Genomic DNA, 20,943 nt, shown 5'->3' on the forward strand with positions numbered 1-20,943 from the left:
GCCGTATGCGTTTTCTCGTAGTCAGTGACAGTCACGGATTGACAGAAGAGCTAGTAACCATCTTCAACCGGCACGAAGAAGAGATTGACGACGCGTTCCACTGTGGCGATTCACAGCTCGCGCTCGTCGACGAGCCTTTGCTCCCGTATCGGACGGTGCGCGGCAACTGCGACTTCGGCGGGGACTTGCCGCTCGAGCGGGTCGAAACGACGCCGGCCGGGACGATATTGATCGTCCACGGCCATCACCACGACGTCAAATACGACTTGAACCGGTTGCGTTACCGCGCCGAGGAAGTCGGGGCGAACGTCGTCTTGTTCGGCCATTCCCACGTCGCCGGTGCGTTGATCGAAGACGGGATCCTATACGTGAACCCAGGCTCGATACGGATGCCGCGCGGTCGGAGTGACAAGACGTATGCGCTCCTAGACCTCGAGAACGGACAGGCTTCGGTCCACTTTTTCCGGTCTGAGGACGGCTCGGCCGTACCGGACCTCGATGTGAGCGGAAAGCTGTGACGGAATGAAAAGAAGGAATTGACAGCAAACCATTTTTCTATTATAGTTTTCTTGTCAATGTCCCAATAGCTCAGCTGGATAGAGCAACGCCCTTCAAGACAAATAGGAGCCTTTATAGGGAAACCAAAACCTATAAAGTGGACGACACTATATCGGTGAAGCCTTAACAGATCATGCTGATGGTAATACCGAGGAAACTTGTATCTTTCGAGATCAAGCTGATTCGAAGGACTGAAGAGACATCTTTTCAGTGGTAGAGTCGGTAAAGGAACGGAGACGTTCGCGAGGTTCCGTAGAGACTACACGTGTCGCACCTGAAACGGTGAAGATATAGTCCAGACTACAAACAACATGCGTTGGTGGCGAAAGCCATGGTGGTAAGCTAAGGCGTCGGTCGGGGGTTCGAATCCCTCTTGGGACACTTCCATTTAAAATAGAGATAGCCTCCACGGGGGCTGTCTCTTTTTTCGTTTTTCTCGGGAAACATTTGACAATCGGCTTTTTCCTAAGGAAGATGGAGAAGAGTGGAAGAAAGGGTGTGGGGAGATGGAAAAGAACCAGCAGTATCCGTTTCCGGGGAACTGGACGCGACTTCAAAAGATGGTGAAAGAAGCCGACGTGGCCGGAGAACGGCAACGCATCGAACCGGTGTTATGGGACTGGTACGAGGAACTCGAAGGGGACACGTACTTGTTCATGGAAATCTTTCAATGTTTGATGGAGCGCCCTGATGAGCCGGAGACGCTAGAAAAGCTTGAAGATCTCGTCACGACGCAAATGGAACAGTCGGAACAGCCGGAATCATGCGGGCTGCAGATCGCCCAATATTACATCATGCGTGACCAGCCGTTCGAGGCGGCGCATTGGATCGAGCAGTATCTCGCCAGCCAAGACGGCGACCAAGTGAACACACAGGCGTACCAAGTGCTCCAAGTGTTGAAATTGACCGAATTCCCGGCGGCGATTGCGAAGTTGAAGCGGACGTTGCATCAAGGGAGCGTCGGCGAACAGATCGAGATGCTCGCGCACGTCCATTTCAACATCGACGACGTGCTCGATAACGTGTTGAAGGCGTATCTTCTCGAAGAGCGGCCGAAAGTGATCAAAGTGATGGTGCTCGAAAAAGCGATCGACGAGCTCGAGACGATCGAATGGGTCGACCGTGGGGAACGGTACACGTATGACCGAAGCGAGGCGAGCACGTTCGCGCGCGAATGGGGCTTCACGTTCGGTGATTTGCAAAAGCGATTTTATGGCGATGAGATCGCAACACAGTTATCGACGAACTATTGTTACGTCCATTATCCGTTCGTACCCCACCTCGCCGATGAGTTGGAACCGGCCGTCCTTGAAGCGAAGCGGGCGATGCTCGAAGGTACGGAAGCAGAGGCTCTCGCCCGAGAAATACTAGAGGCGGACGCCTCGTTCACACGGTCGCTCCTCGACTAAATCGTTGTGTGCTCGTGTCTGATTTATGCTATAATACGGATTGTTGTACATTCTTGTACGTATAAATGAATTGTTGGAGGGACTTAGCATGACAGCAAAATGGGAAAAAACATCAGGTAGCCAAGGCGTACTCACGTACGAAGCACCTGCAGAAGCTTTTGATAAAGCAGTCGACGCAGCATTCAAAGACGTCGTCAAAACTTTGAACGTGCCTGGCTTCCGTAAAGGGAAATTGCCACGCCCAATGTTCAACAAAATGTACGGTGAAGAGGCGCTCTACCAAGACGCACTCGACATCCTCTACCGTGACACGGTTCAATCTGCAGTCGAAGAAGCTGGTTTCGAACCAATCGCACTCGAAAACATCGATGTAGACGGCACGCTCGAAAAAGGCAAACCTGTAACGTTCAAAGTAACGTTCGTTGTTGAGCCTGAAGCAGAGCTTGGCGAATACAAAGGCCTCGAGTACGAAGCTGTTGAAACAACAGTCACTGACGAAGAAGTCACAGCAGAACTTGACGCTCTTCAACAGCAAGGCGCTGAGCTTGCTGTTAAAGAAGGCGCAGTCGAAAACGGCGATACAGCTGTCTTTGATTTCGCAGGTTTCGCTGACGGCGAGCAGTTCGAAGGCGGCACAGCTGAGAACTACACGCTTGAAATCGGTTCAGGCCAATTCATCCCTGGATTCGAAGAGCAAATGGTCGGCATGACGGCTGGTGAAGAAAAAGACGTTGAAGTAACATTCCCTGAAGAGTACCACGCTGACAACTTGGCGGGTAAACCAGCGACATTCAAAGTCAAGCTTCACGAAGTCAAAGCGAAGCAAGTACCTGAGCTCGACGACGAGTTCGCAAAAGATATCGACGAGTCAGTTTCATCACTCGACGAATTGAAAGCGAAAATCCGTGAGCGTTTAGAAGCAGCGAAGAAACAAGAAGCTGACGGCACGATGCGCGACCAACTCGTTGAGCAAGCGACGGCTAACGCGACAATCGACGTACCAGCTGTCCTCGTTGAGCAAGAAGTAGACCGCATGGTTCAAGAGTTCGGCACTCGTGTATCTTCACAAGGCATCGACCTCAACATGTACTTCGAACTTACTGGAACTTCTGAAGACGCAATGCGTGAAGAGATGAAAGAGCAAGCTGAAGAGCGCGTAAAAGCTCGTCTCGTCTTGAAAGCAATCGCTGAAAAAGAAGCGATCGAAGTGTCTGATGAAGATGCTGAGAAAGAGCTCGAAGAAATGTCGAAGCTTTACAACATCGCACCAGACCAACTCCGCACGATGCTCGCGCCACAAGGCGGAATCGAGACACTTAAAGGTGACCTCAAGTTCCGTAAGGCAATCGACATCCTCGTCGAAAACGGTAAAGCGAAGTAATTGGATTGAAAGGACGACTGCCGCGCAGTCGTCCTTTTTTTCGTCATGACACTTTAGATGTGTTTATCTTTGATGAAGTGATTTGTTCATGCTACAATTATTGCAACGCAGAGATGTAAATGTCTTTTCATGGTGCAGGCGCACCTGGAAATACAAATAGGCGATTTATCGCACTTACATCCATTTCCATTTAGAAGGGGTGTACCGAATGTTCAAATTTAACGAGGAAAAGGGGCAACTCAAGTGCTCGTTTTGCGGAAAATCGCAAGAACAAGTCCGTAAACTAGTCGCCGGTCCAGGCGTATACATTTGTGACGAATGTATCGAACTTTGCAACGAAATCGTCGAGGAAGAGCTCGGTGTCGAAGAAGAAGTCGAATTCAAAGACATTCCAAAACCACAAGAGATCCGCAACGTCCTTGACGAATACGTCATCGGTCAAGACCGGGCGAAACGTGCGCTTTCGGTAGCTGTCTATAACCACTATAAACGTATCAACGCCGGTGGCCGTTCGGATGATGTCGAACTTTCGAAGTCGAACATCGTCATGATCGGACCAACAGGTAGCGGTAAGACGCTTCTCGCTCAGACGATGGCTCGCGTCTTGAACGTCCCGTTCGCAATCGCGGACGCGACGAGCTTGACGGAAGCCGGTTACGTCGGGGAAGACGTCGAGAACATTTTGCTCAAGCTGATCCAATCGGCTGACTACGATGTCGAGAAGGCGGAAAAAGGGATCATCTATATCGATGAGATCGATAAGATTGCCCGCAAGTCGGAAAACCCATCGATCACGCGTGACGTGTCTGGTGAAGGTGTCCAACAAGCGTTGCTCAAAATTCTTGAAGGAACGACTGCGAGCGTACCGCCACAAGGTGGACGGAAGCATCCGCATCAAGAGTTCATCCAAATCGATACGACGAACATCTTGTTCATCGTCGGCGGCGCGTTCGCCGGTATCGAAGCGGTCGTCAAACGCCGTATCGGGAAAAAAGTCATCGGTTTCGGGAACGACCAAGAGAACCGCGAGTTGACGCAAGAAGACTTGCTCGCCCGCGCGTTACCGGAAGATCTTCAAAAATTCGGATTGATCCCTGAATTTATCGGACGTCTGCCGGTCATGGCGACGCTCACGACGCTCGATGAAGAAGCGCTCGTTGAGATCTTGACGAAGCCGAAAAACGCACTCGTTCGTCAGTACGAGAAGATGCTCGAACTCGACGACGTCGAACTCTCGTTCACCGATGAGGCGTTGATTGAAATTGCCAAACTTGCGATCAAACGTAAGACTGGCGCACGCGGTCTCCGCTCGATTATCGAAGAAATGATGCTCGATGTGATGTTCACTGTCCCATCGCGCGACGATATCGAGAAAGTCATCATCACGGATGAAACGATTACGGGTCTTGCCGGTCCGAAATACGTCCTTCGCGATGGTACTGTCGAACAGACAGGCGACAACAAAGAGACAGCATAACTTTTAACGAAAAAGGCTCAAACACTCGGCACATCCGAGTTTTGGGCCTTTTTGCACAGGAGGCGTTGTTATGGAACAATTACCAATCCTTCCTTTGCGTGGCGTCGTAGTCTATCCGTTGATCGGCGTGACGATCGATGTCGGGCGTCCGCTCTCGTTACGGGCCCTTCTCGCCGCAAAGGAACACGAGACAGATTTGATTGTCGTGACACAAAAAGAGACAGGGAAAGAAGCACCTGAACCGGAAGACTTATACGCTATCGGGACGCGCGTCCACATCGCGAAGATGAGCGAACTGTCGAACGAGACGGTCCGCGTCCGACTCGTCGGGAAAGAACGCGTCAACATCACCTCGATCGAAGAGACGAAAGACGGTTGGTTCGCTGAAGTCGAACCGCTCGAACTCGTCGAAGGTGAAGAAGTCGAACGGACGGCACTCGTCCGGTTGCTCAAAGAGCAGTTCGGTAAGCTCGTCAACACGATCAAAGGATTGTCGCCGGATGAACGGCGCCGCTTCGAGATGTATGAGCGGCTCGAGTCGCTCACCGACTACATCTCCTCGAAACTAGATATCGATGTCGATTTGCGCCAAGCGATGCTCGAAGAACCGGACGCCGTCAAGCGCGGCCTCGAGCTGCTCGAGATCATGACGCATGAAGTCGAAATCATCGAGCTCGAACAAGAGTTGCGGGAACGGACGAAGAAGACGATCGAGCAAGCGCAAAAAGAATATTACTTGCGCGAACAGATGAAGACGATTCAACAAGAGCTCGGGGACCAGTCGCAAGATTCGGAGCCGAACCGTCTTCGCGAGAAGCTCGAGGCGCTCGATTTGCCGGAAGTGACGCGCAAGAACGTCATGCGGGAAGCCGAACGGTTGAACGTCGTCCCGGCGACGTCCCCGGAATATGCCGTCATCCGCAACTACCTCGACTGGGTCGCCTCGCTTCCGTGGGGGATCGAGACCGAGGATAAACTTGACGTCAAACACGCGGCTGACGTGCTCGATGACGACCATTATGGGCTTGAATCGGTGAAAGACCGCATCCTCGAATATTTGGCCGTCCGTCAATTGACGAACTCGCTGCGCGGACCGATCCTTTGTCTCGCCGGACCTCCAGGGGTCGGGAAGACGTCACTTGCCCGTTCGATCGCCTCGGCGCTCGAACGCCACTTCGTCCGTGTCTCGCTCGGCGGGGTACGTGACGAGGCCGAGATTCGCGGGCACCGCCGGACGTACATCGGGGCGATGCCGGGCCGGATCATCCGTGGCTTGAAGCAAGCTGAGAGTAAAAATCCGGTGTTCTTGCTCGATGAGATCGACAAGATGGCGTCCGACTTCCGGGGCGACCCGGCGTCAGCCATGCTCGAAGTGCTCGACCCGGAACAAAACGTCTCGTTCTCCGACCATTACATCGAAGAACCGTTCGATTTGTCGAACGTCCTCTTTATCGCGACGGCGAACGACGTCTCGCAAATTCCGGCGCCGCTCCTCGACCGGATGGAGCTCATTCAAATCGGCGGTTACACCGAACTCGAAAAAGTCGAGATCGCGAAACGCCATTTGATCCCGAAACAATATAAAGAACACGGCTTGAAAAAGAGCCAGCTGACGATCAAAGAAGACGCACTTTACGAAGTCGTCCGTCGCTACACACGCGAGGCCGGCGTCCGTAATTTAGAACGCGTCATCGGCTCATTGTGCCGGAAAGCAGCGAAACAGATTGCCATCGGTGAGAAGAAACGCGTCACCGTCTCCTTGAAGAGCCTAGGCGACTATCTCGGGAAACCGAAGTATCGTTACGGAAAAGGGGAGACGGAAGATTCGATCGGTGCCGTCACCGGCCTCGCCTACACGGCGTTCGGCGGCGACACGCTCACGATCGAAGTCGCACTCGCTCCGGGGAAAGGCAAGCTGCAGTTGACGGGGAAACTCGGCGACGTCATGCAAGAATCGGCTCAGACGGCGTACAGTTACGTCCGTGCCAACGCCGAACGATTCGGCATCGACCCGTCGTTTTATGAGCGCCAAGACGTCCACATCCACGTACCAGAAGGCGCCGTCCCGAAAGACGGTCCGTCGGCCGGCATCACGATCGCGACAGCACTCATCTCGGCACTGACCGGGAAGAAAGTCCGCCGCGACATCGGGATGACCGGTGAGATCACGCTCCGCGGCCGCGTCCTGCCGATTGGCGGCTTGAAAGAAAAAGCACTCGCCGCACACCGGGCCGGGCTCACGACAATCATCATCCCGAAAGACAATGAACGTGACATCGATGACATTCAAGACACGGTCCGTGAAAAACTGACGTTCGTGCCTGTGACGATGCTCGATCAAGTATTAGAAGTAGCATTTGGAGGAAATTAAATGAAAATCACTAAAGCAGAATTTATCACGAGCGCCGTCGCGCCGGACCATTATCCGGTGCACGAGTTGCCGGAAGTCGCCCTTGCCGGCCGCTCGAACGTCGGGAAGTCGTCGTTCATCAACAAAATTTGTCAGCGTAAAGCACTCGCCCGCACATCTTCAAAACCAGGGAAGACGCAGACGCTCAACTTCTTCAACATTAACGATGAGATCATGTTCGTCGACGTCCCGGGCTACGGCTACGCCAAAGTCTCAAAGACCGAGCGTGAGAAGTGGGGCGTCATGATGGAGCAGTACTTGACGTCGCAGAGCGCGCTCAAAGGTGTCGTGTTGTTAGTCGACATTCGCCACGAGCCGTCGAATGACGACGTGACGATGTATAACTTCTTGAAGCACTACGAGATTCCGGTCATCGTCGTGGCGACGAAGCTGGATAAAATCAAGAAAGCACAGCGTCAAAAGCATGAAGCGGCCGTGAAGCGGAAGCTACAATTTGAGTCGACTGACCGGTTCGTCGCCTTCTCGGCGGAGACGGCAGAAGGAAAAGACGAAGCGTGGAAAGCGATTTACGATTTGTTGACGCGCGAAGAAGACTGATGGAAGACGAGGCAACCCCTCGTCTTTTTTGTTTTCAGGGTTACCGCAGCGGGTAAGTAGCGTATAATTGTCTACATACAGGACAAGAGAATATTGAACGGGGTGGAAAGATGCATATTATGTTTGAAAGTAAATGGTACCGCGCCTTATTTTGGGCGCTGACGATCTTCTTGGTCATCTGGGTCGGGACACAGATCTCATTCGTGTTCGAGCCGGTGAAAGTCATCTTGGCGCTCGTCACCGTACCGCTCATTCTTGCTGGACTATTCTTTTATTTTCTCGTCGGCATCGTCGACTATTTGGAGAAGCGCTCCGGGAAACGCGGCGTCTCCGTCGCGATCACGTTGACATCGCTTCTGCTCATCATCACGATCGTCTTCAGCGTGCTCGGCCCGCTCCTCGTCGAACAAGTGACATCGCTCGTGAACGCGCTGCCGAGCATCGCGAAGGAACTTCAAGTTCAAATCTTCGCCGTCCGTGACTCGCTCATGGAAAACGAGTTCTTGTCACGGTTCGTCAACGAGAACGATGACATGTTCACCGAGTTCACGAACAACGTCACGGCGTACCTCGGTGACATCTTCGGAAACGTCGCCTCGTCGGTCGGCCGCTTGGTCGGGTTCATCACGTCGGCTGTCATCACGATCGTCGTCATTCCGTTCATGCTCATCTACATGCTGCTCGATGGAAAGCGTCTTCCGGACTCGATCGTCAAGTGGTTGCCGAAGAGCTACGAGTCAGAGACTCGCAAAATTTTGAACGACATGCACACGACGGTCAAAAACTACGTGCATGCGCAACTGCTTGTCGCTTTCTTCGTCGGGATCACATCGCTCATCGGGCTTTGGATCGTCGGCGTCGACTATGCGATTTTGCTCGCCCTCTTCATGATGGTGACGAACATCATCCCGTACGTCGGTCCGTTCCTCGGTGCCGCACCGGCTGTCGTCGTCGCCTTCATTCAAGAGCCGATCATGGCCGTCTGGGTCATCGTCGTCATCATCATCGTGCAGCAGATCGAATCGAACGTCATTTCCCCGCTCATCCAAGGGAAGTCGCTCAAAGTACACCCGCTCACGATCATCATCGTCTTGCTCGTCGCCGGCAACCTCGCCGGCATCATCGGGATGCTCATCGCCGTACCGACGTATGCGGTGGCGAAAGTCGTCGTCCAAAACATCGTCCGCATTTACAAACTGCGGGAACAAAAGCATTACTTGGAAGCGGAAGAAGAAGAGAAACCAGAAAGCACGATTATCACGGATTCTTCGACGCTCAAATGACTGAAAAAGTAGAAATGGCATCTTTGTCCGTTTCTACTTTTTTTCGTCACAAAAAGTTCTTATTTTATTTCAGGAAAATCAAACAGAAGATTATAGTTACCAGATAAGAACTGTTATAATGTACGGTAGAGATTGAATAAAGAAGAGACAACCGTCGGTGGATTTTGGATGAGGGGAAGAGGTACATGCATATTGTCGTCGTTGGACTGAATAACAAGACAGCCCCTGTCGCGATTCGGGAGCAGTTCTCGTTTGGGGAGCAAGAAATCGTGGACGCGATGATTGCGCTTCGCGAAGAGAAGAGCATTTTTGAATCGGTTATTTTGTCGACTTGTAACCGGACGGAGCTATACGTCGTCACCGACCAGCTCCATACGGGTCGTTATTATACAAAACGTTTTCTAGCGAATTGGTTTGACCTTGAGATGGACCAGTTCACACCATACTTGTCGATTCGTGAAGGGGAAGAGGCGATTCGCCACTTGTTCCGCGTCACGTCGGGGCTCGACTCGATGATTATTGGGGAAACACAAATTTTAGGACAAGTGAAGTCGAGCTTCTTCCGTGCCCAAGAGAACGGCACGACAGGCACGGTGTTCAATAAGTTGTTCAAAGAAGCGGTCACGCTCGCCAAACGCGCCCATACGGACACGCAAATTGGGGAAATGTCGGTATCGGTCAGCTCGGCAGCGGTCACGCTCGCCCAAGAGATGTACACGTCGCTTGACGACAAACAAGTCGTCGTCGTCGGTGCCGGTGAGACGGGTGAGTTGACGACGCTCAACTTATTCGAGGCCGGGGCGAAACAAATCGCCGTCTTCAACCGGACCGAGAGCAAGGCGAAAGCGGTCGCCGACAAGTTCAAAGGCCGGGCCCACTCGATCCGCGAGATCGCCTGCGGACTCCTTGACGCGGATATTTTAATCAGTTCGACCGGGGCGAAACAAGCCGTCATCGAGTATGATGATGTGGCTGCGGCGCAACTGCTCCGCCGGGAACGCCCGCTCTTGTTAATCGACATTGCTGTACCGCGAGATATCGATCCAGCGGTCCGTGCGCTTCCGGGCGTGCATTTGTTTGATGTGGATGACTTGAACGGCATCGTCAATAAAAACTTGGCGGCCCGTCTCGTCGAAGCGGAGAAGATTGAAGTGAAGATCGACGAAGCGATCAATGAGTTTCAGGCGTGGCTCGTCACACTCGGTGTCGTCCCGATCATGAACGAGTTGCGCGCCCGCGCGCTCAACGTTCAAGAAGAGACGATGGAGAGTCTCGAGCGCAAGCTCGACCACCTGTCAGACCGGGATAAGAAAGTCATCGGCAAGCATATGAAGTCCATCATCAACCAGATGCTTCGTGAACCGATCGATTACATTAAAGACGCCGCCGCCCAACCGGACGCGAACACGCGCATCGCGCAGTTCGTCGAGACGTTCGGACTAGACGTCGAATTGCCGGAAACGGAGACGGAACGAGAAGTGGAAGAAACTGAAGCCATCTCGGCGAAAGCACCACTTCGCGCATTGATGCGCTAACACAATCTTAAGGCGACGAGGTCCGTCGCCTTTTTCTATGAAGGGGATATTATGATGCGTAAAATCATTGTCGGCTCACGCCGTTCACAACTTGCGATGACACAGACGAAATGGGTCATCGAGCAATTGAAGAAAGCCGGAGCAGAAAACGAGTTCGAGATTAAAGAAATCGTGACGAAAGGCGACCAAATCGTCGACGTCCAACTGTCAAAAGTCGGCGGTAAAGGTCTATTCGTCAAAGAAATCCAACAACAGATGCTCGCCGGTGACATCGATTTTGCCGTCCACAGCATGAAAGACGTACCGGCCGAACTGCCGGAAGAGCTGTACATCAGCTGTATGCCGAAACGGGTCGACGCCCGTGACGTCCTCATCTGCGAGAACGGCTACACGCTCGAGACGCTTCCGCAAGGGGCCGTCATCGGGACGAGTTCGCTCCGTCGCGGGGCGCAAATGCTCGCGGCACGTCCGGACTTCGAGATTCAATGGATTCGCGGGAACATCGACACGCGCTTGAAGAAGCTCGAGACGGAGAACTTCAACGCCATCTTGCTCGCTAAAGCGGGGCTTGAGCGCATGGGGTGGACGGACCGCGTCGATTTTGAGGCGCTTGACGCCGACATGATGGTCCCGGCCGTCGGACAAGGCGTTCTCGCGATCGAGAGCCGGAAAGACGATGCTGAAGTGACCGCGATTTTACAACTGTTGCACGACGACGTGACAGCGAAAGCGGCGACGGCGGAGCGGACGTTCCTCAAAGCGATCGAAGGCAGCTGCCACGTGCCGGTCGGCGGTTATGCGACGGTCGACGGGAACGACGTGACGCTCACAGGCCTCATCGCCTCGGTTGATGGGAAAGAAGTGCTCCGCGTGACGAAGACGTCGACAGACGAGGTCGCCCTCGGTCAAGAAGTGGCAGATGACCTTCTCGGGCGCGGCGGGCGTGAAATTCTCGCCTCGGTCAATGTGTGACGTCTGGTACACAGGGACAAAACGATTGACCGCTTCGCAACGGGCCATGCTCGAGGCGAGCGGTCTTTCCGTTCATCACGTCCCGCTCATCGAGACGAGATTGACCGACGCACCGTTACCGACGCGTGCGTTCGACTGGCTCGTCGTCACGAGCCAGAACGCGGTGCCAGCGCTGCGTGACGTATCGCGCGACGTCCGCGTCGCGGCGGTCGGGGAGAAGACGAGACGCGCCCTCATCGAAGAAGGATTCACCGTCTCGCTCATGCCGAAGACGTATACAGGCGAAGCGCTGTTCCGGGATATGGCGGCTGTCGTCAAAGCGGACGATGTCGTCTTGTTCGCCCGGGGCGATTTGGCGAACACGGAACATATGAAGCAGTTGCCTCACGTATGCGACTGGGTCGTTTATGAGACGGTGAAACGAACGCTCACGCCCGATCAATTCGAGGCGCTCGGGCATGTGAAAGCGATGCTCGTCCTCAGTCCGTCGGCCGTCGACGCGCTCGCACCGTACCTCGACCGCTTCCACGGAACGTGGTACGCCATCGGTGAAGTGACCGAGCGGGCTGTCCGGGAAGTGTCGACGTTACCGGTCCGAGTACCAGAATGTTATACTATGGATGCATTAATACAGTGTGTAGGGGAGGATTTTTCATGAACCAGTTCGACCGTCACCGTCGCCTTCGTTCATCGAAGTCGATGCGTGCACTCGTACGTGAAAACCATGTTCGGAAAGAAGATTTGATTTACCCGCTCTTCATCATCGAAGGGACAGACGTGAAACGCGAAGTCAGCTCGATGCCTGGCGTTTTCAACTTCTCGCTCGACCGTCTCGAAGACGAGATCAAGGAGATCGTCGACCTCGGCATCCAGTCGGTCATTTTGTTCGGCGTGCCGGAACATAAAGACCCGGAAGGCAGCGAGGCGTATCACGACCACGGCATCGTCCAAGAAGCGATCCGTAAAGTGAAACAGTGGGCACCTGAGCTCACGGTCGTCGCCGACACGTGCTTGTGTGAATACACGTCGACAGGCCATTGCGGCATCGTGAAGAACGGTGACGTCGATAACGACGCGTCACTACCGCTCCACGTCCAGACGGCGATCACGCAAGCGCAAGCGGGCGCAGACATCATCGCGCCGAGCTCAATGATGGACGGCTTCGTCGCCGCCATCCGCGAAGGGCTCGACCAACACGGGTTCAGCCATATCCCGATCATGAGCTACGGTGTCAAATACGCATCGGCGTACTACGGACCGTTCCGTGACGCGGCGCAGTCGGCACCGGGTGAAGGCGACCGGAAAGGCTATCAGATGGACCCGGCGAACCGCCGCGAAGCGTTCCGCGAATCACAATCGGACGTCGAGCAAGGGGCTGACTTCATGATCGTCAAACCGGCGCTCGCGTTCATGGACATCATTCGTGACATGCGTGACTCGCTCGATATGCCGATCGTGGCGTATAACGTGAGCGGGGAGTATGCGATGATCAAAGCCGCGTCGTTGAACGACTGGGTCGATGAAGAGCGCATCGTCATGGAGACGATGGTCGGCTTCAAACGGGCCGGCGCTGACCTCATCATCACGTATTTCGCAAAAGACGTCTGTCGCTACTTGGAAGGAGACTACTCATGACATACAAACAAACACGCTCAGAAGCAGCGTTCGAACAAGCACGTCCGCTCATGCCGGGCGGTGTCAACAGCCCGGTCCGTGCCTATAAATCGGTCGGTATGACCCCAATCTTCGCCGAACGCGGTGAAGGCTCACGCGTCTACGACATCGACGGCAACGAGTACATCGACTACGTCCTCTCATGGGGACCGCTCATCCTCGGACACCGTGACCCTGTCGTCACGAAGGCGATCCAAGAACAAGCCGAAAAAGGCTGGACGTTTGGGACGCCGACAGAACTCGAGACGAAGATGGCCGAACTCGTCATCGACCGCGTCCCATCGATCGAGATGGTGCGCATGGTCAACTCGGGTACGGAAGCGACGATGGCGGCACTCCGCCTCGCTCGCGGTTACACGGGCAAGACGAAGATCTTGAAGTTTGAAGGCTGTTACCACGGCCACGGTGACTCGCTCCTCATCAAGGCCGGTTCCGGCGTCGCGACGCTCGGTCTCCCGGACTCGCCAGGTGTGCCGAAAGAGCTCGCGAGCCATACGCTCACGGTCCCTTACAACGATTTAGACGCCGTTCGTCTCGTCTTTGACAAGTACGGCGACGACCTCGCCGGCGTCATCGTCGAGCCGGCTGCCGGCAACATGGGCTTCGTCCCGCCGCAGCCCGGATTCCTCGAAGGACTCCGTGAAATCACGGAACAAAACGGCGCGCTCCTCATCTTTGATGAGGTCATGACCGGTTTCCGTGTCGGCTACAACTGTGCCCAAGGCTATTTCGGCGTGATGCCTGACCTCACGTGCCTCGGGAAAGTCATCGGCGGCGGCCTTCCGGTCGGCGCGTACGGCGGGAAACGCGAGATCATGGAACAGATCGCTCCGCAAGGCCCGATCTATCAGGCCGGAACGCTGTCTGGTAACCCGCTCGCGATGATCGCCGGTTACACGACGCTGTCGCAACTCAAGCCTGAGCATTATGCGGAGTTCGAGCGTAAAGCCGACCGTCTCGCTGAAGGGTTCACTAAAGCGGGCGAGACGTACAACATCCCGCACGACACGAACCGTGCCGGCTCGATGTTTGGTTTCTTCTTCACGAACGAGAAAGTGACGAACTTCGAGAAGGCGAAATCGGCCAACCTCGAGATGTTCCGCTCGTACTACCAGAAGATGGCGGCACGCGGCGTGTTCTTGCCACCGTCGCAGTTCGAAGGCTTGTTCCTTTCGACCGTGCATACGGACGAGGATATCGAGCAGACAATCGCGGCCGTCGAAGCGACGTTCAAAGAGTTGCAAGAAGAGTTTTCACTCTAATCTTGACGGAAACATCTTCTGTCGCTACAATTGTTTAACAGATACGAACAAAAGCTATGATGAGGAATAGTACGCAACAAACATCCTTTCCCAGAGACGCGGCCGCTTGGTGCGAGGCCGCGAAGGATGGTGCGGAAGTCGCCTCGGAGCTGACCTTTTGAACGCAAGTAGAGAGGTCCGGTCCATCGACCGTTATTCGATTTTGAGGGCGCCAACGTGTTTGGCGAACTAAGGTGGTACCGCGGAAGATTCGGCTTCTTTCGTCCTTAGCGTATAGGACGAGAGAAGCCGTTTTTGTGTTTACATTTAATAGAGGGGGCATTACACATGGCCAACGAGACAAACGAAATTACCATGCCGACGAAGTACGACCCGAGTGCGACGGAAGCGAAATGGTACGACTACTGGTTAGAGAACGACGTATTTAAAGCAGACGAGGACGACTCGAAAGAGCCGTATACGATCGTCATTCCGCCGCCTAACGTGACAGGGAAACTTCACCTCGGCCACGCGTGGGACACGACGCTCCAAGATTTACTCACGCGCTTGAAACGCATGCAAGGCTATGACGTCCTCTGGTTACCAGGGATGGACCACGCCGGCATCGCGACACAGGCGAAAGTCGAACAGAAACTCCGCGAGGACGGCATCATGCGTTACGACCTCGGTCGCGAGAAGTTCCTCGAGAAGACGTGGGAGTGGAAAGACGAGTACGCGGACACGATCCGTGCCCAGTGGTCAAAACTTGGCCTCGGTCTCGACTACTCACGTGAACGGTTCACACTCGACGAAGGGCTCTCGAAAGCGGTCCAGGAAGTGTTCGTCCGCCTGTATGAGAAAGGCATGATCTACCGCGGCGAGTATATCGTCAACTGGGACCCGGCTCAAAAGACGGCCGTCTCAGACATCGAGGTCATCTATCAAGAAGTCGAAGGCGCGTTCTACCACATGAAGTACCCGCTCGCTGACGGCTCAGGCCACATCGAGATCGCGACGACGCGTCCGGAGACGATGCTCGGCGATACAGCCGTCGCCGTCAACCCGAAAGATGAACGTTACGCTCACCTCGTCGGCAAGACGATCATGCTTCCGGTTATGAACCGTGAGATCCCGATCGTCGCTGACGACTACGTCGACATGGAGTTCGGAACGGGCTGCGTGAAGATCACGCCGGCGCACGACCCGAACGACTTCGAGATCGGGAACCGTCACGACCTTCCGCGCGTCCTCGTCATGGACGAAGGCGGCAAGATGAACGAGAACGCAGGCAAGTACGAAGGGCTCGACCGCTTCGAATGCCGCAAACAGCTCGTCAAAGACTTGGAAGCGGACGGCACGCTCGTCAAGATCGAGCCGCACACGCACTCGGTCGGTCACTCGGAACGTTCAGGCGCGGTCATCGAGCCGTATCTTTCGAAACAGTGGTTCGTCGACATGGAGCCGCTCGCGAAAGCAGCGCTCGAAGCACAAGGCCACGCTGACACGAAAGTCAACTTCGTCCCAGAACGGTTCGAAGGCACGTACCTCCGCTGGATGGAGAACATCCGCGACTGGTGTATCAGCCGTCAACTTTGGTGGGGCCACCGCATCCCGGCTTGGTATCACAATGAGACAGGTGAAGTATATGTAGGGAAAGACGCACCAGCTGACAGCGAGAACTGGACGCAAGACGAAGACGTCCTCGACACATGGTTCTCGTCAGCGCTTTGGCCGTTCTCGACGATGGGCTGGCCGGACACGGATTCAGCAGACTTCAAACGATACTTCCCGACGAGCGCGCTCGTCACCGGTTACGACATCATCTTCTTCTGGGTATCGCGTATGATCTTCCAATCGCTCGAGTTCACAGGGAAGCAACCGTTCAACGACGTGCTCATCCACGGTCTCATCCGCGACTCGGAAGGCCGCAAGATGTCGAAGTCGCTCGGAAACGGTGTCGACCCGATGGAAGTCATCGACCAGTACGGTGCCGACTCGCTCCGCTGGTTCCTTCTCACAGGATCGACGCCAGGGAACGACCTCCGCTTCTATTGGGAGAAAATTGAGTCGACATGGAACTTCGCGAACAAAATTTGGAACGCGAGCCGTTTCGCTCTCATGAACATGGACGGCATGAAGTTCGAGGACATCGACCTCTCAGGCGAGAAGACGCTCGCCGACAAGTGGATCCTCACGCGCTTGAACGACACGGTCGACCAAGTGACGCGTCTCGTCGACAAGTACGAGTTCGGCGAAGCCGGTCGTTACCTCTACAACTTCATTTGGGAAGAGTTCTGTAACTGGTACATCGAGATGGCGAAACTCACGCTTTACGGTGAGGACGAGGCGGCGAAAGCGACGACACGTTCAGTGCTCGCGCATACGCTCGACTCGATCATGCGTCTCATGCATCCGTTCATGCCGTTCTTGACGGAAGAAATTTGGCAGCACTTGCCGCACGAAGGCGATTCAATCGTCCGGGCGAGCTACCCGACACGTCGTGACGATCTCCACTTCGCGGAATCGGTCCCAGCGTTCGAAGCGGTCATGAACGTCATCCGTTCGGTCCGCAACATCCGTTCAGAAGTGAACGCCCCGATGTCGAAACCGATCCAGCTCTTCATCGCGACGAGTGACGACACGACGCAAGGTTACTTGAGCGAGAACGAAGTGACGATCGGCAAGTTCACGAACGCGACCGAGCTCGAAATCGCGCGTGGCTTGACGGCTCCAGATAAATCGATGTCGGCCATTATGACGGGTGCGGAACTGTTCATCCCGCTCGCTGACTTGATTAACTTCGAAGAAGAGATCGCCCGTCTTGAAAAAGAAGTGGCGAAGTATGAGAAAGAAGTCGAGCGTGTTCAGAAGAAGCTCGGCAACCCAGGCTTTACCGGCAAGGCGCCGGCTCACGTCATCGACGAAGAGAAAGCGAAAGAAAAAGACTACCTCGACAAGCGAGACGCGGTCCGCGCGCGTTTGGAAGAGTTGCGTAAATAAGACTTGCTTCACTTTGGCAGTTAACCAAAACGAACCCCCGACGTCAGGAATGACGTTTGGGGGTTCGTTTGCGTAGCCATAAAACATACAAGCCAAATCCGGTGATCCATAGGACATGCATGTAGAGCGAATCGGTCAGTCCGACCCGATACAAATGGACGAGGTAAACGGCATACAGGAACGCTGCGAGCAGCATCAAAATGAAGTAGACAATCCTCATTCGTAATCACTTCCGTCCCAACCTGGTAGCTGTTTGGTCAATAGGAAGTACGATGAAGTGAACAAAGCCCCGACGGCAAGTCCGGTCAATTGTGGTTGAATCGGTTGTCCAGTGAGGGATAGGTAAAGACTATACACCGTATAAGACGCCGAAACGATGAGGAAAATCAGTACAGGGATCATGACCTTCACTTTGTTTCATTCCATTCGAGTTCATTTACATGTTTCATGAATTGGAAGAACGAAACGCCGAGGAAAAAGAGTGGCATGCCCCACATCCAACCGTTCACGAACGGGAGCTGCCACAGTTCGAGCGAGATGAGGCAAGCGAAGCCGAGTGAGATGAGTGACGCAAGTAGACGCATAAGGAACCTCCTAATCGTTGATATTCACATATACGTCGATTGGAACGGAGAGGTTCCTAAAAAAACCATCCCGCGCGAGCGGGATGGTTCATGTGCCACAAAACGTCTGGTACGGGTACGAACGCGGCGGTCCTGGTGAGACGTATCGCCCGTGGTCCGTCTCGTAATCATACGGCTTACGCAACACGGCGAGCAGCATCTCGGTCGGTGCGAAGTCGCCGCGAGCGGCCGCTTGAATCGCTGACTCGACGTGATGGTTGCGCGGGATGACGGCCGGGTTATGCTGGCGCATGAGCCGGGTCACGTCTTCGTCCGGCAAGCCTTGTTCGCCGAGACGTTTCTGCCATGCCGAAAGCCACGCTTTCCCGTCGTCGCGTGAAGCGAACGGAAGCGATTCGAACTCACCGAGCGTGAGCGAGCGGAACGTGTTCGTGAAGTCGGACTCGGTCTCCATCATGAGTCGAAGCAACTCGTCCGTCAGCGCGTCGTCTTCCTCTTTCCGGACGTAGAGGCCGATCTTATGGGCGAGGCCCGTGAAGTAGGCGGTTTTATAGGTTTCCGTGTAATCATTCAACAAACGATTGGCGATGTCGATCGCGACTTCCTGTGTGTCCGCGAGAAGTGGCAACAACGTCTCAGCAAGGCGGGCCAGGTTCCACGACCCGATATACGGCTGATTCGCATAGGCATATCGGCCTTCGCGGTCAATCGAGCTGAAGACGGTTTGCGGATGGTACGTGTCCATGAAAGCGCACGGGCCATAGTCGAGTCCTTCGCCGCTGATGAACGTATTGTCCGTGTTCATGACACCGTGGATGAAGCCGACGAGCTGCCAGTCGGCAATCAGTTTCGCCTGACGCGCGATGACGCGCCCGAGAAATTGTTCATAGCGATTCGGCTGATTGGCTAAATCCGGGTCATGACGACGAATCGCATAATCGGCGAGCGCGATGACGTCATCGATGGAGCCGGCCGCGGCCGCGTATTGGAACGTGCCGACGCGTAAGTGGCTCGAGGCGACGCGTGTCAACACAGCGCCTTGCTCCGGACGTTGCCGCATGACGGGTTCGCCGGTCTTGACGACGCTTAAGGCACGGTTCGTCGGGATACCGAGCGAATGCATCGCCTCACTGATGAGAAATTCACGAACCATCGGGCCGATGGCCGCCCGCCCGTCTCCGCCACGCGAGTATTCGGTCGGGCCAGATCCTTTCAATTGCACGTCAACTCGTTTTCCGTTCGGGGTTACGTGCTCCCCGAGCATGAGCGCGCGCCCGTCCCCGAGCATCGTGAAGTGACCGAACTGGTGCCCGGCATACGCCTCAGAGAACGATGTGTCGGTCTGAATATTGCCAGCTAAGAGCGCGACGTCTTCTTTTACCGCCTCGGCGTCGAGTCCAAGTGAGGCGGCAAGGGCCTCGTTAAATAAGACGAGTTCAGGTGTGTCGACCGGATGAATCGGTCCACGATGATAAAACATGTCACGGAGTTCAAGGTACGTCGCCTCGAAGTTCCAATTGGTTGTCATAGCGATCCCTCCTTCTTCGCCTCGAGTATAGCACAGCCGATTCCCTACGTAAGGAATCGCGAATTTTGGTAAGATGGGGAGGAAGTGTACATATAGGAGTGGATGGAGATGGAGACGAGACAAGACGTATTGAATTGGTTGAACGGACAGCTTCGGTTCGGGATCAAACCGGGACTGGCACGAATCGAGTGGATGTTAGAGAGGCTCGGGATTGAAGAGTTGCCGTCGGTCCATGTCGCGGGGACGAACGGGAAAGGCTCGACCGTCGCTTTCTTGCGGGCGATGGCCGTCGCGGAAGGGCTGCGTGTCGGGACGTTCATCTCCCCATACATCATCCAGTTCGAGGAGCGGATCATGTTGAACGGACACCCTATCGCGGAGGATGACCTCGTCCGGATCGCGAACCGCGTCCAAGACTGTGCGAGCTCATCCCCAGAGACGTTGACCGAGTTTGAGTTGCTCACGGTCATGGCATGGCTCTATTTCCACGAGCAACAGCCCGACCTCGTCATCTGGGAAGTCGGGCTCGGCGGCCGTCTTGACTCGACGAACGTGTTGAAGCGTCCGCTCGCGACCGTCGTCACGTCGATCGGGCACGACCATCAAGGCATATTAGGGGATACGCTCGAAGAAATCGCCAAAGAGAAGTTCGGGATCATGAAGCACGGTGTGCCGATGTTCCATAGTCTTGACGACGAGCGCTTGATTCACGTGTTAGAACAACAAGCGACGGCGTTCGCTTCACAAGTCGTCGACATCACACCGCTCATCAAAACGATCGAGGACGGACGCGAGACGGTCGTCACGTATGAAGGGTTGGAGAAAGTGACGCTCGGGCTGACCGGGCATCACCAGTCGCGAAACGGGGCGTGCGCCGTCGCGGTCGCACGGCAACTCGGATGGGGAGAAGAAGCGATTCGGTTGGGTCTTGCGACGGCCCAACATCCGGGACGGTACGAGCTCGTGTCGAAAACCCCGCGTATCCTCCTCGACGGGGCGCATAACGCGGAAGGGGTCGCCGCACTCATCGAGCAAGTAAAACTCGAAGACGACGTAACGATCCTTGCGGCTATCCTCGCCGATAAAGACCGAGCCAGTATGGTGGCGTCGCTCCGGACGGTCGGACGAGTGTATGAGACGACGTTCGATTTCCCGCGGACGCGGACGAAAGAGAGCTTGATCGAGGACGGGGCCGACTACGTCGATTGGAAAGCTTGGCTCGACAGTTGGGTGAAGGCGCCGCAGTCGAAGACGCTCGTCGTGACGGGGTCACTTTACTTCATCAGCGAAGTAAGAACGTATTTGCATGAAACATTTACCAATGATTAAAGAA

The 20,943-nt window shown here is 54.8% G+C and carries 18 protein-coding genes and 1 other annotated feature; of the genes, 14 read left to right on the forward strand and 4 right to left on the reverse strand.

Going from position 1 to position 20,943, the window contains the following annotated elements; all coding sequences use genetic code 11:
• Positions 1-5 precede the first annotated feature (5 nt).
• From JJU47_RS08135 to JJU47_RS08195, 13 genes are all read left to right on the forward strand, one after another.
• Entirely contained in the window at positions 6-518 is a 513-nt protein-coding gene (locus tag JJU47_RS08135) for a metallophosphoesterase family protein (RefSeq protein WP_228618063.1), read from the forward strand.
• A 546-nt stretch (positions 519-1,064) separates the two neighbouring features.
• Positions 1,065-1,967 (forward strand): hypothetical protein, encoded by a 903-nt coding sequence (locus JJU47_RS08140; RefSeq protein WP_228618066.1) that lies wholly within the window; start codon positions 1,065-1,067, stop codon positions 1,965-1,967.
• An 88-nt stretch (positions 1,968-2,055) separates the two neighbouring features.
• Positions 2,056-3,348: a trigger factor gene (gene tig, locus JJU47_RS08145; protein WP_228618068.1), complete on the forward strand. Its 1,293-nt coding sequence runs from the start codon at positions 2,056-2,058 to the stop codon at positions 3,346-3,348.
• 208 nt (positions 3,349-3,556) lie between these two features.
• Positions 3,557-4,825 carry an ATP-dependent protease ATP-binding subunit ClpX gene (gene clpX / locus JJU47_RS08150; RefSeq protein WP_228618070.1) on the forward strand — a complete coding sequence of 423 codons (1,269 nt, stop codon included), beginning with the start codon at positions 3,557-3,559 and terminating at the stop codon, positions 4,823-4,825.
• Positions 4,826-4,895: 70 nt separating this feature from the next.
• A complete protein-coding gene (gene lon / locus JJU47_RS08155) occupies positions 4,896-7,196 on the forward strand; it encodes an endopeptidase La (protein WP_228618072.1) in 2,301 nt (766 codons plus the stop codon).
• Positions 7,197-7,793: a ribosome biogenesis GTP-binding protein YihA/YsxC gene (yihA, locus tag JJU47_RS08160; protein ID WP_228618074.1), complete on the forward strand. Its 597-nt coding sequence runs from the start codon at positions 7,197-7,199 to the stop codon at positions 7,791-7,793.
• A 110-nt stretch (positions 7,794-7,903) separates the two neighbouring features.
• The gene (locus JJU47_RS08165) at positions 7,904-9,076 is read left to right on the forward strand and encodes an AI-2E family transporter (protein ID WP_228618076.1); all 1,173 of its coding nucleotides are present in this window, start codon (positions 7,904-7,906) and stop codon (positions 9,074-9,076) included.
• A 185-nt stretch (positions 9,077-9,261) separates the two neighbouring features.
• Positions 9,262-10,611 carry a glutamyl-tRNA reductase gene (hemA, locus tag JJU47_RS08170; RefSeq protein WP_228618079.1) on the forward strand — a complete coding sequence of 450 codons (1,350 nt, stop codon included), beginning with the start codon at positions 9,262-9,264 and terminating at the stop codon, positions 10,609-10,611.
• Between the two features lie 54 nt (positions 10,612-10,665).
• A complete protein-coding gene (gene hemC / locus JJU47_RS08175) occupies positions 10,666-11,583 on the forward strand; it encodes a hydroxymethylbilane synthase (RefSeq protein WP_228618081.1) in 918 nt (305 codons plus the stop codon).
• 25 nt (positions 11,584-11,608) lie between these two features.
• Entirely contained in the window at positions 11,609-12,241 is a 633-nt protein-coding gene (locus JJU47_RS08180) for a uroporphyrinogen-III synthase (protein ID WP_228618083.1), read from the forward strand.
• Positions 12,238-13,218, forward strand: a complete 981-nt coding sequence (gene hemB / locus JJU47_RS08185) for a porphobilinogen synthase (RefSeq protein ID WP_228618085.1) — start codon at positions 12,238-12,240, stop codon at positions 13,216-13,218. Before JJU47_RS08180 ends, hemB begins: the two co-directional genes overlap by 4 nt.
• Positions 13,215-14,519, forward strand: a complete 1,305-nt coding sequence (gene hemL, locus JJU47_RS08190; protein ID WP_228618088.1) for a glutamate-1-semialdehyde 2,1-aminomutase — start codon at positions 13,215-13,217, stop codon at positions 14,517-14,519. Before hemB ends, hemL begins: the two co-directional genes overlap by 4 nt.
• Before the next feature lie 47 nt (positions 14,520-14,566).
• Positions 14,567-14,790: a binding site (T-box leader), on the forward strand.
• A gap of 56 nt (positions 14,791-14,846) precedes the next feature.
• Complete coding sequence (locus JJU47_RS08195; protein ID WP_228618090.1) at positions 14,847-17,498, forward strand: valine--tRNA ligase; 2,652 nt, start codon at positions 14,847-14,849, stop codon at positions 17,496-17,498.
• Positions 17,499-17,541: 43 nt separating this feature from the next.
• On the opposite strand, the gene JJU47_RS08200 is transcribed toward JJU47_RS08195, so the two are convergent.
• The 4 genes from JJU47_RS08200 to JJU47_RS08215 all read right to left on the reverse strand — a co-directional run bounded on the left by JJU47_RS08200 (position 17,542) and on the right by JJU47_RS08215 (position 19,610).
• Entirely contained in the window at positions 17,542-17,718 is a 177-nt protein-coding gene (locus JJU47_RS08200) for a hypothetical protein (protein ID WP_228618092.1), read from the reverse strand.
• Positions 17,715-17,909: a hypothetical protein gene (locus JJU47_RS08205; protein ID WP_228618095.1), complete on the reverse strand. Its 195-nt coding sequence runs from the start codon at positions 17,907-17,909 to the stop codon at positions 17,715-17,717. Before JJU47_RS08205 ends, JJU47_RS08200 begins: the two co-directional genes overlap by 4 nt.
• Positions 17,906-18,082, reverse strand: coding sequence for a hypothetical protein (locus JJU47_RS08210; RefSeq protein WP_228618097.1), 177 nt, complete (start codon positions 18,080-18,082; stop codon positions 17,906-17,908). The genes JJU47_RS08205 and JJU47_RS08210 overlap by 4 nt, the downstream gene beginning before the upstream one ends.
• An 88-nt stretch (positions 18,083-18,170) precedes the next feature.
• Positions 18,171-19,610: a protein adenylyltransferase SelO gene (locus JJU47_RS08215; RefSeq protein WP_228618099.1), complete on the reverse strand. Its 1,440-nt coding sequence runs from the start codon at positions 19,608-19,610 to the stop codon at positions 18,171-18,173.
• Positions 19,611-19,718: 108 nt separating this feature from the next.
• On the opposite strand from JJU47_RS08215, the gene JJU47_RS08220 reads away from it, so the two are divergent.
• The gene (locus tag JJU47_RS08220; protein ID WP_228618102.1) at positions 19,719-20,939 is read left to right on the forward strand and encodes a bifunctional folylpolyglutamate synthase/dihydrofolate synthase; all 1,221 of its coding nucleotides are present in this window, start codon (positions 19,719-19,721) and stop codon (positions 20,937-20,939) included.
• Positions 20,940-20,943: the final 4 nt, after the last annotated feature.

The sequence above is a fragment of the Exiguobacterium sp. genome (genome assembly GCF_020832205.1).
Taxonomy (GTDB): Bacteria; Bacillota; Bacilli; order Exiguobacteriales; family Exiguobacteriaceae; genus Exiguobacterium.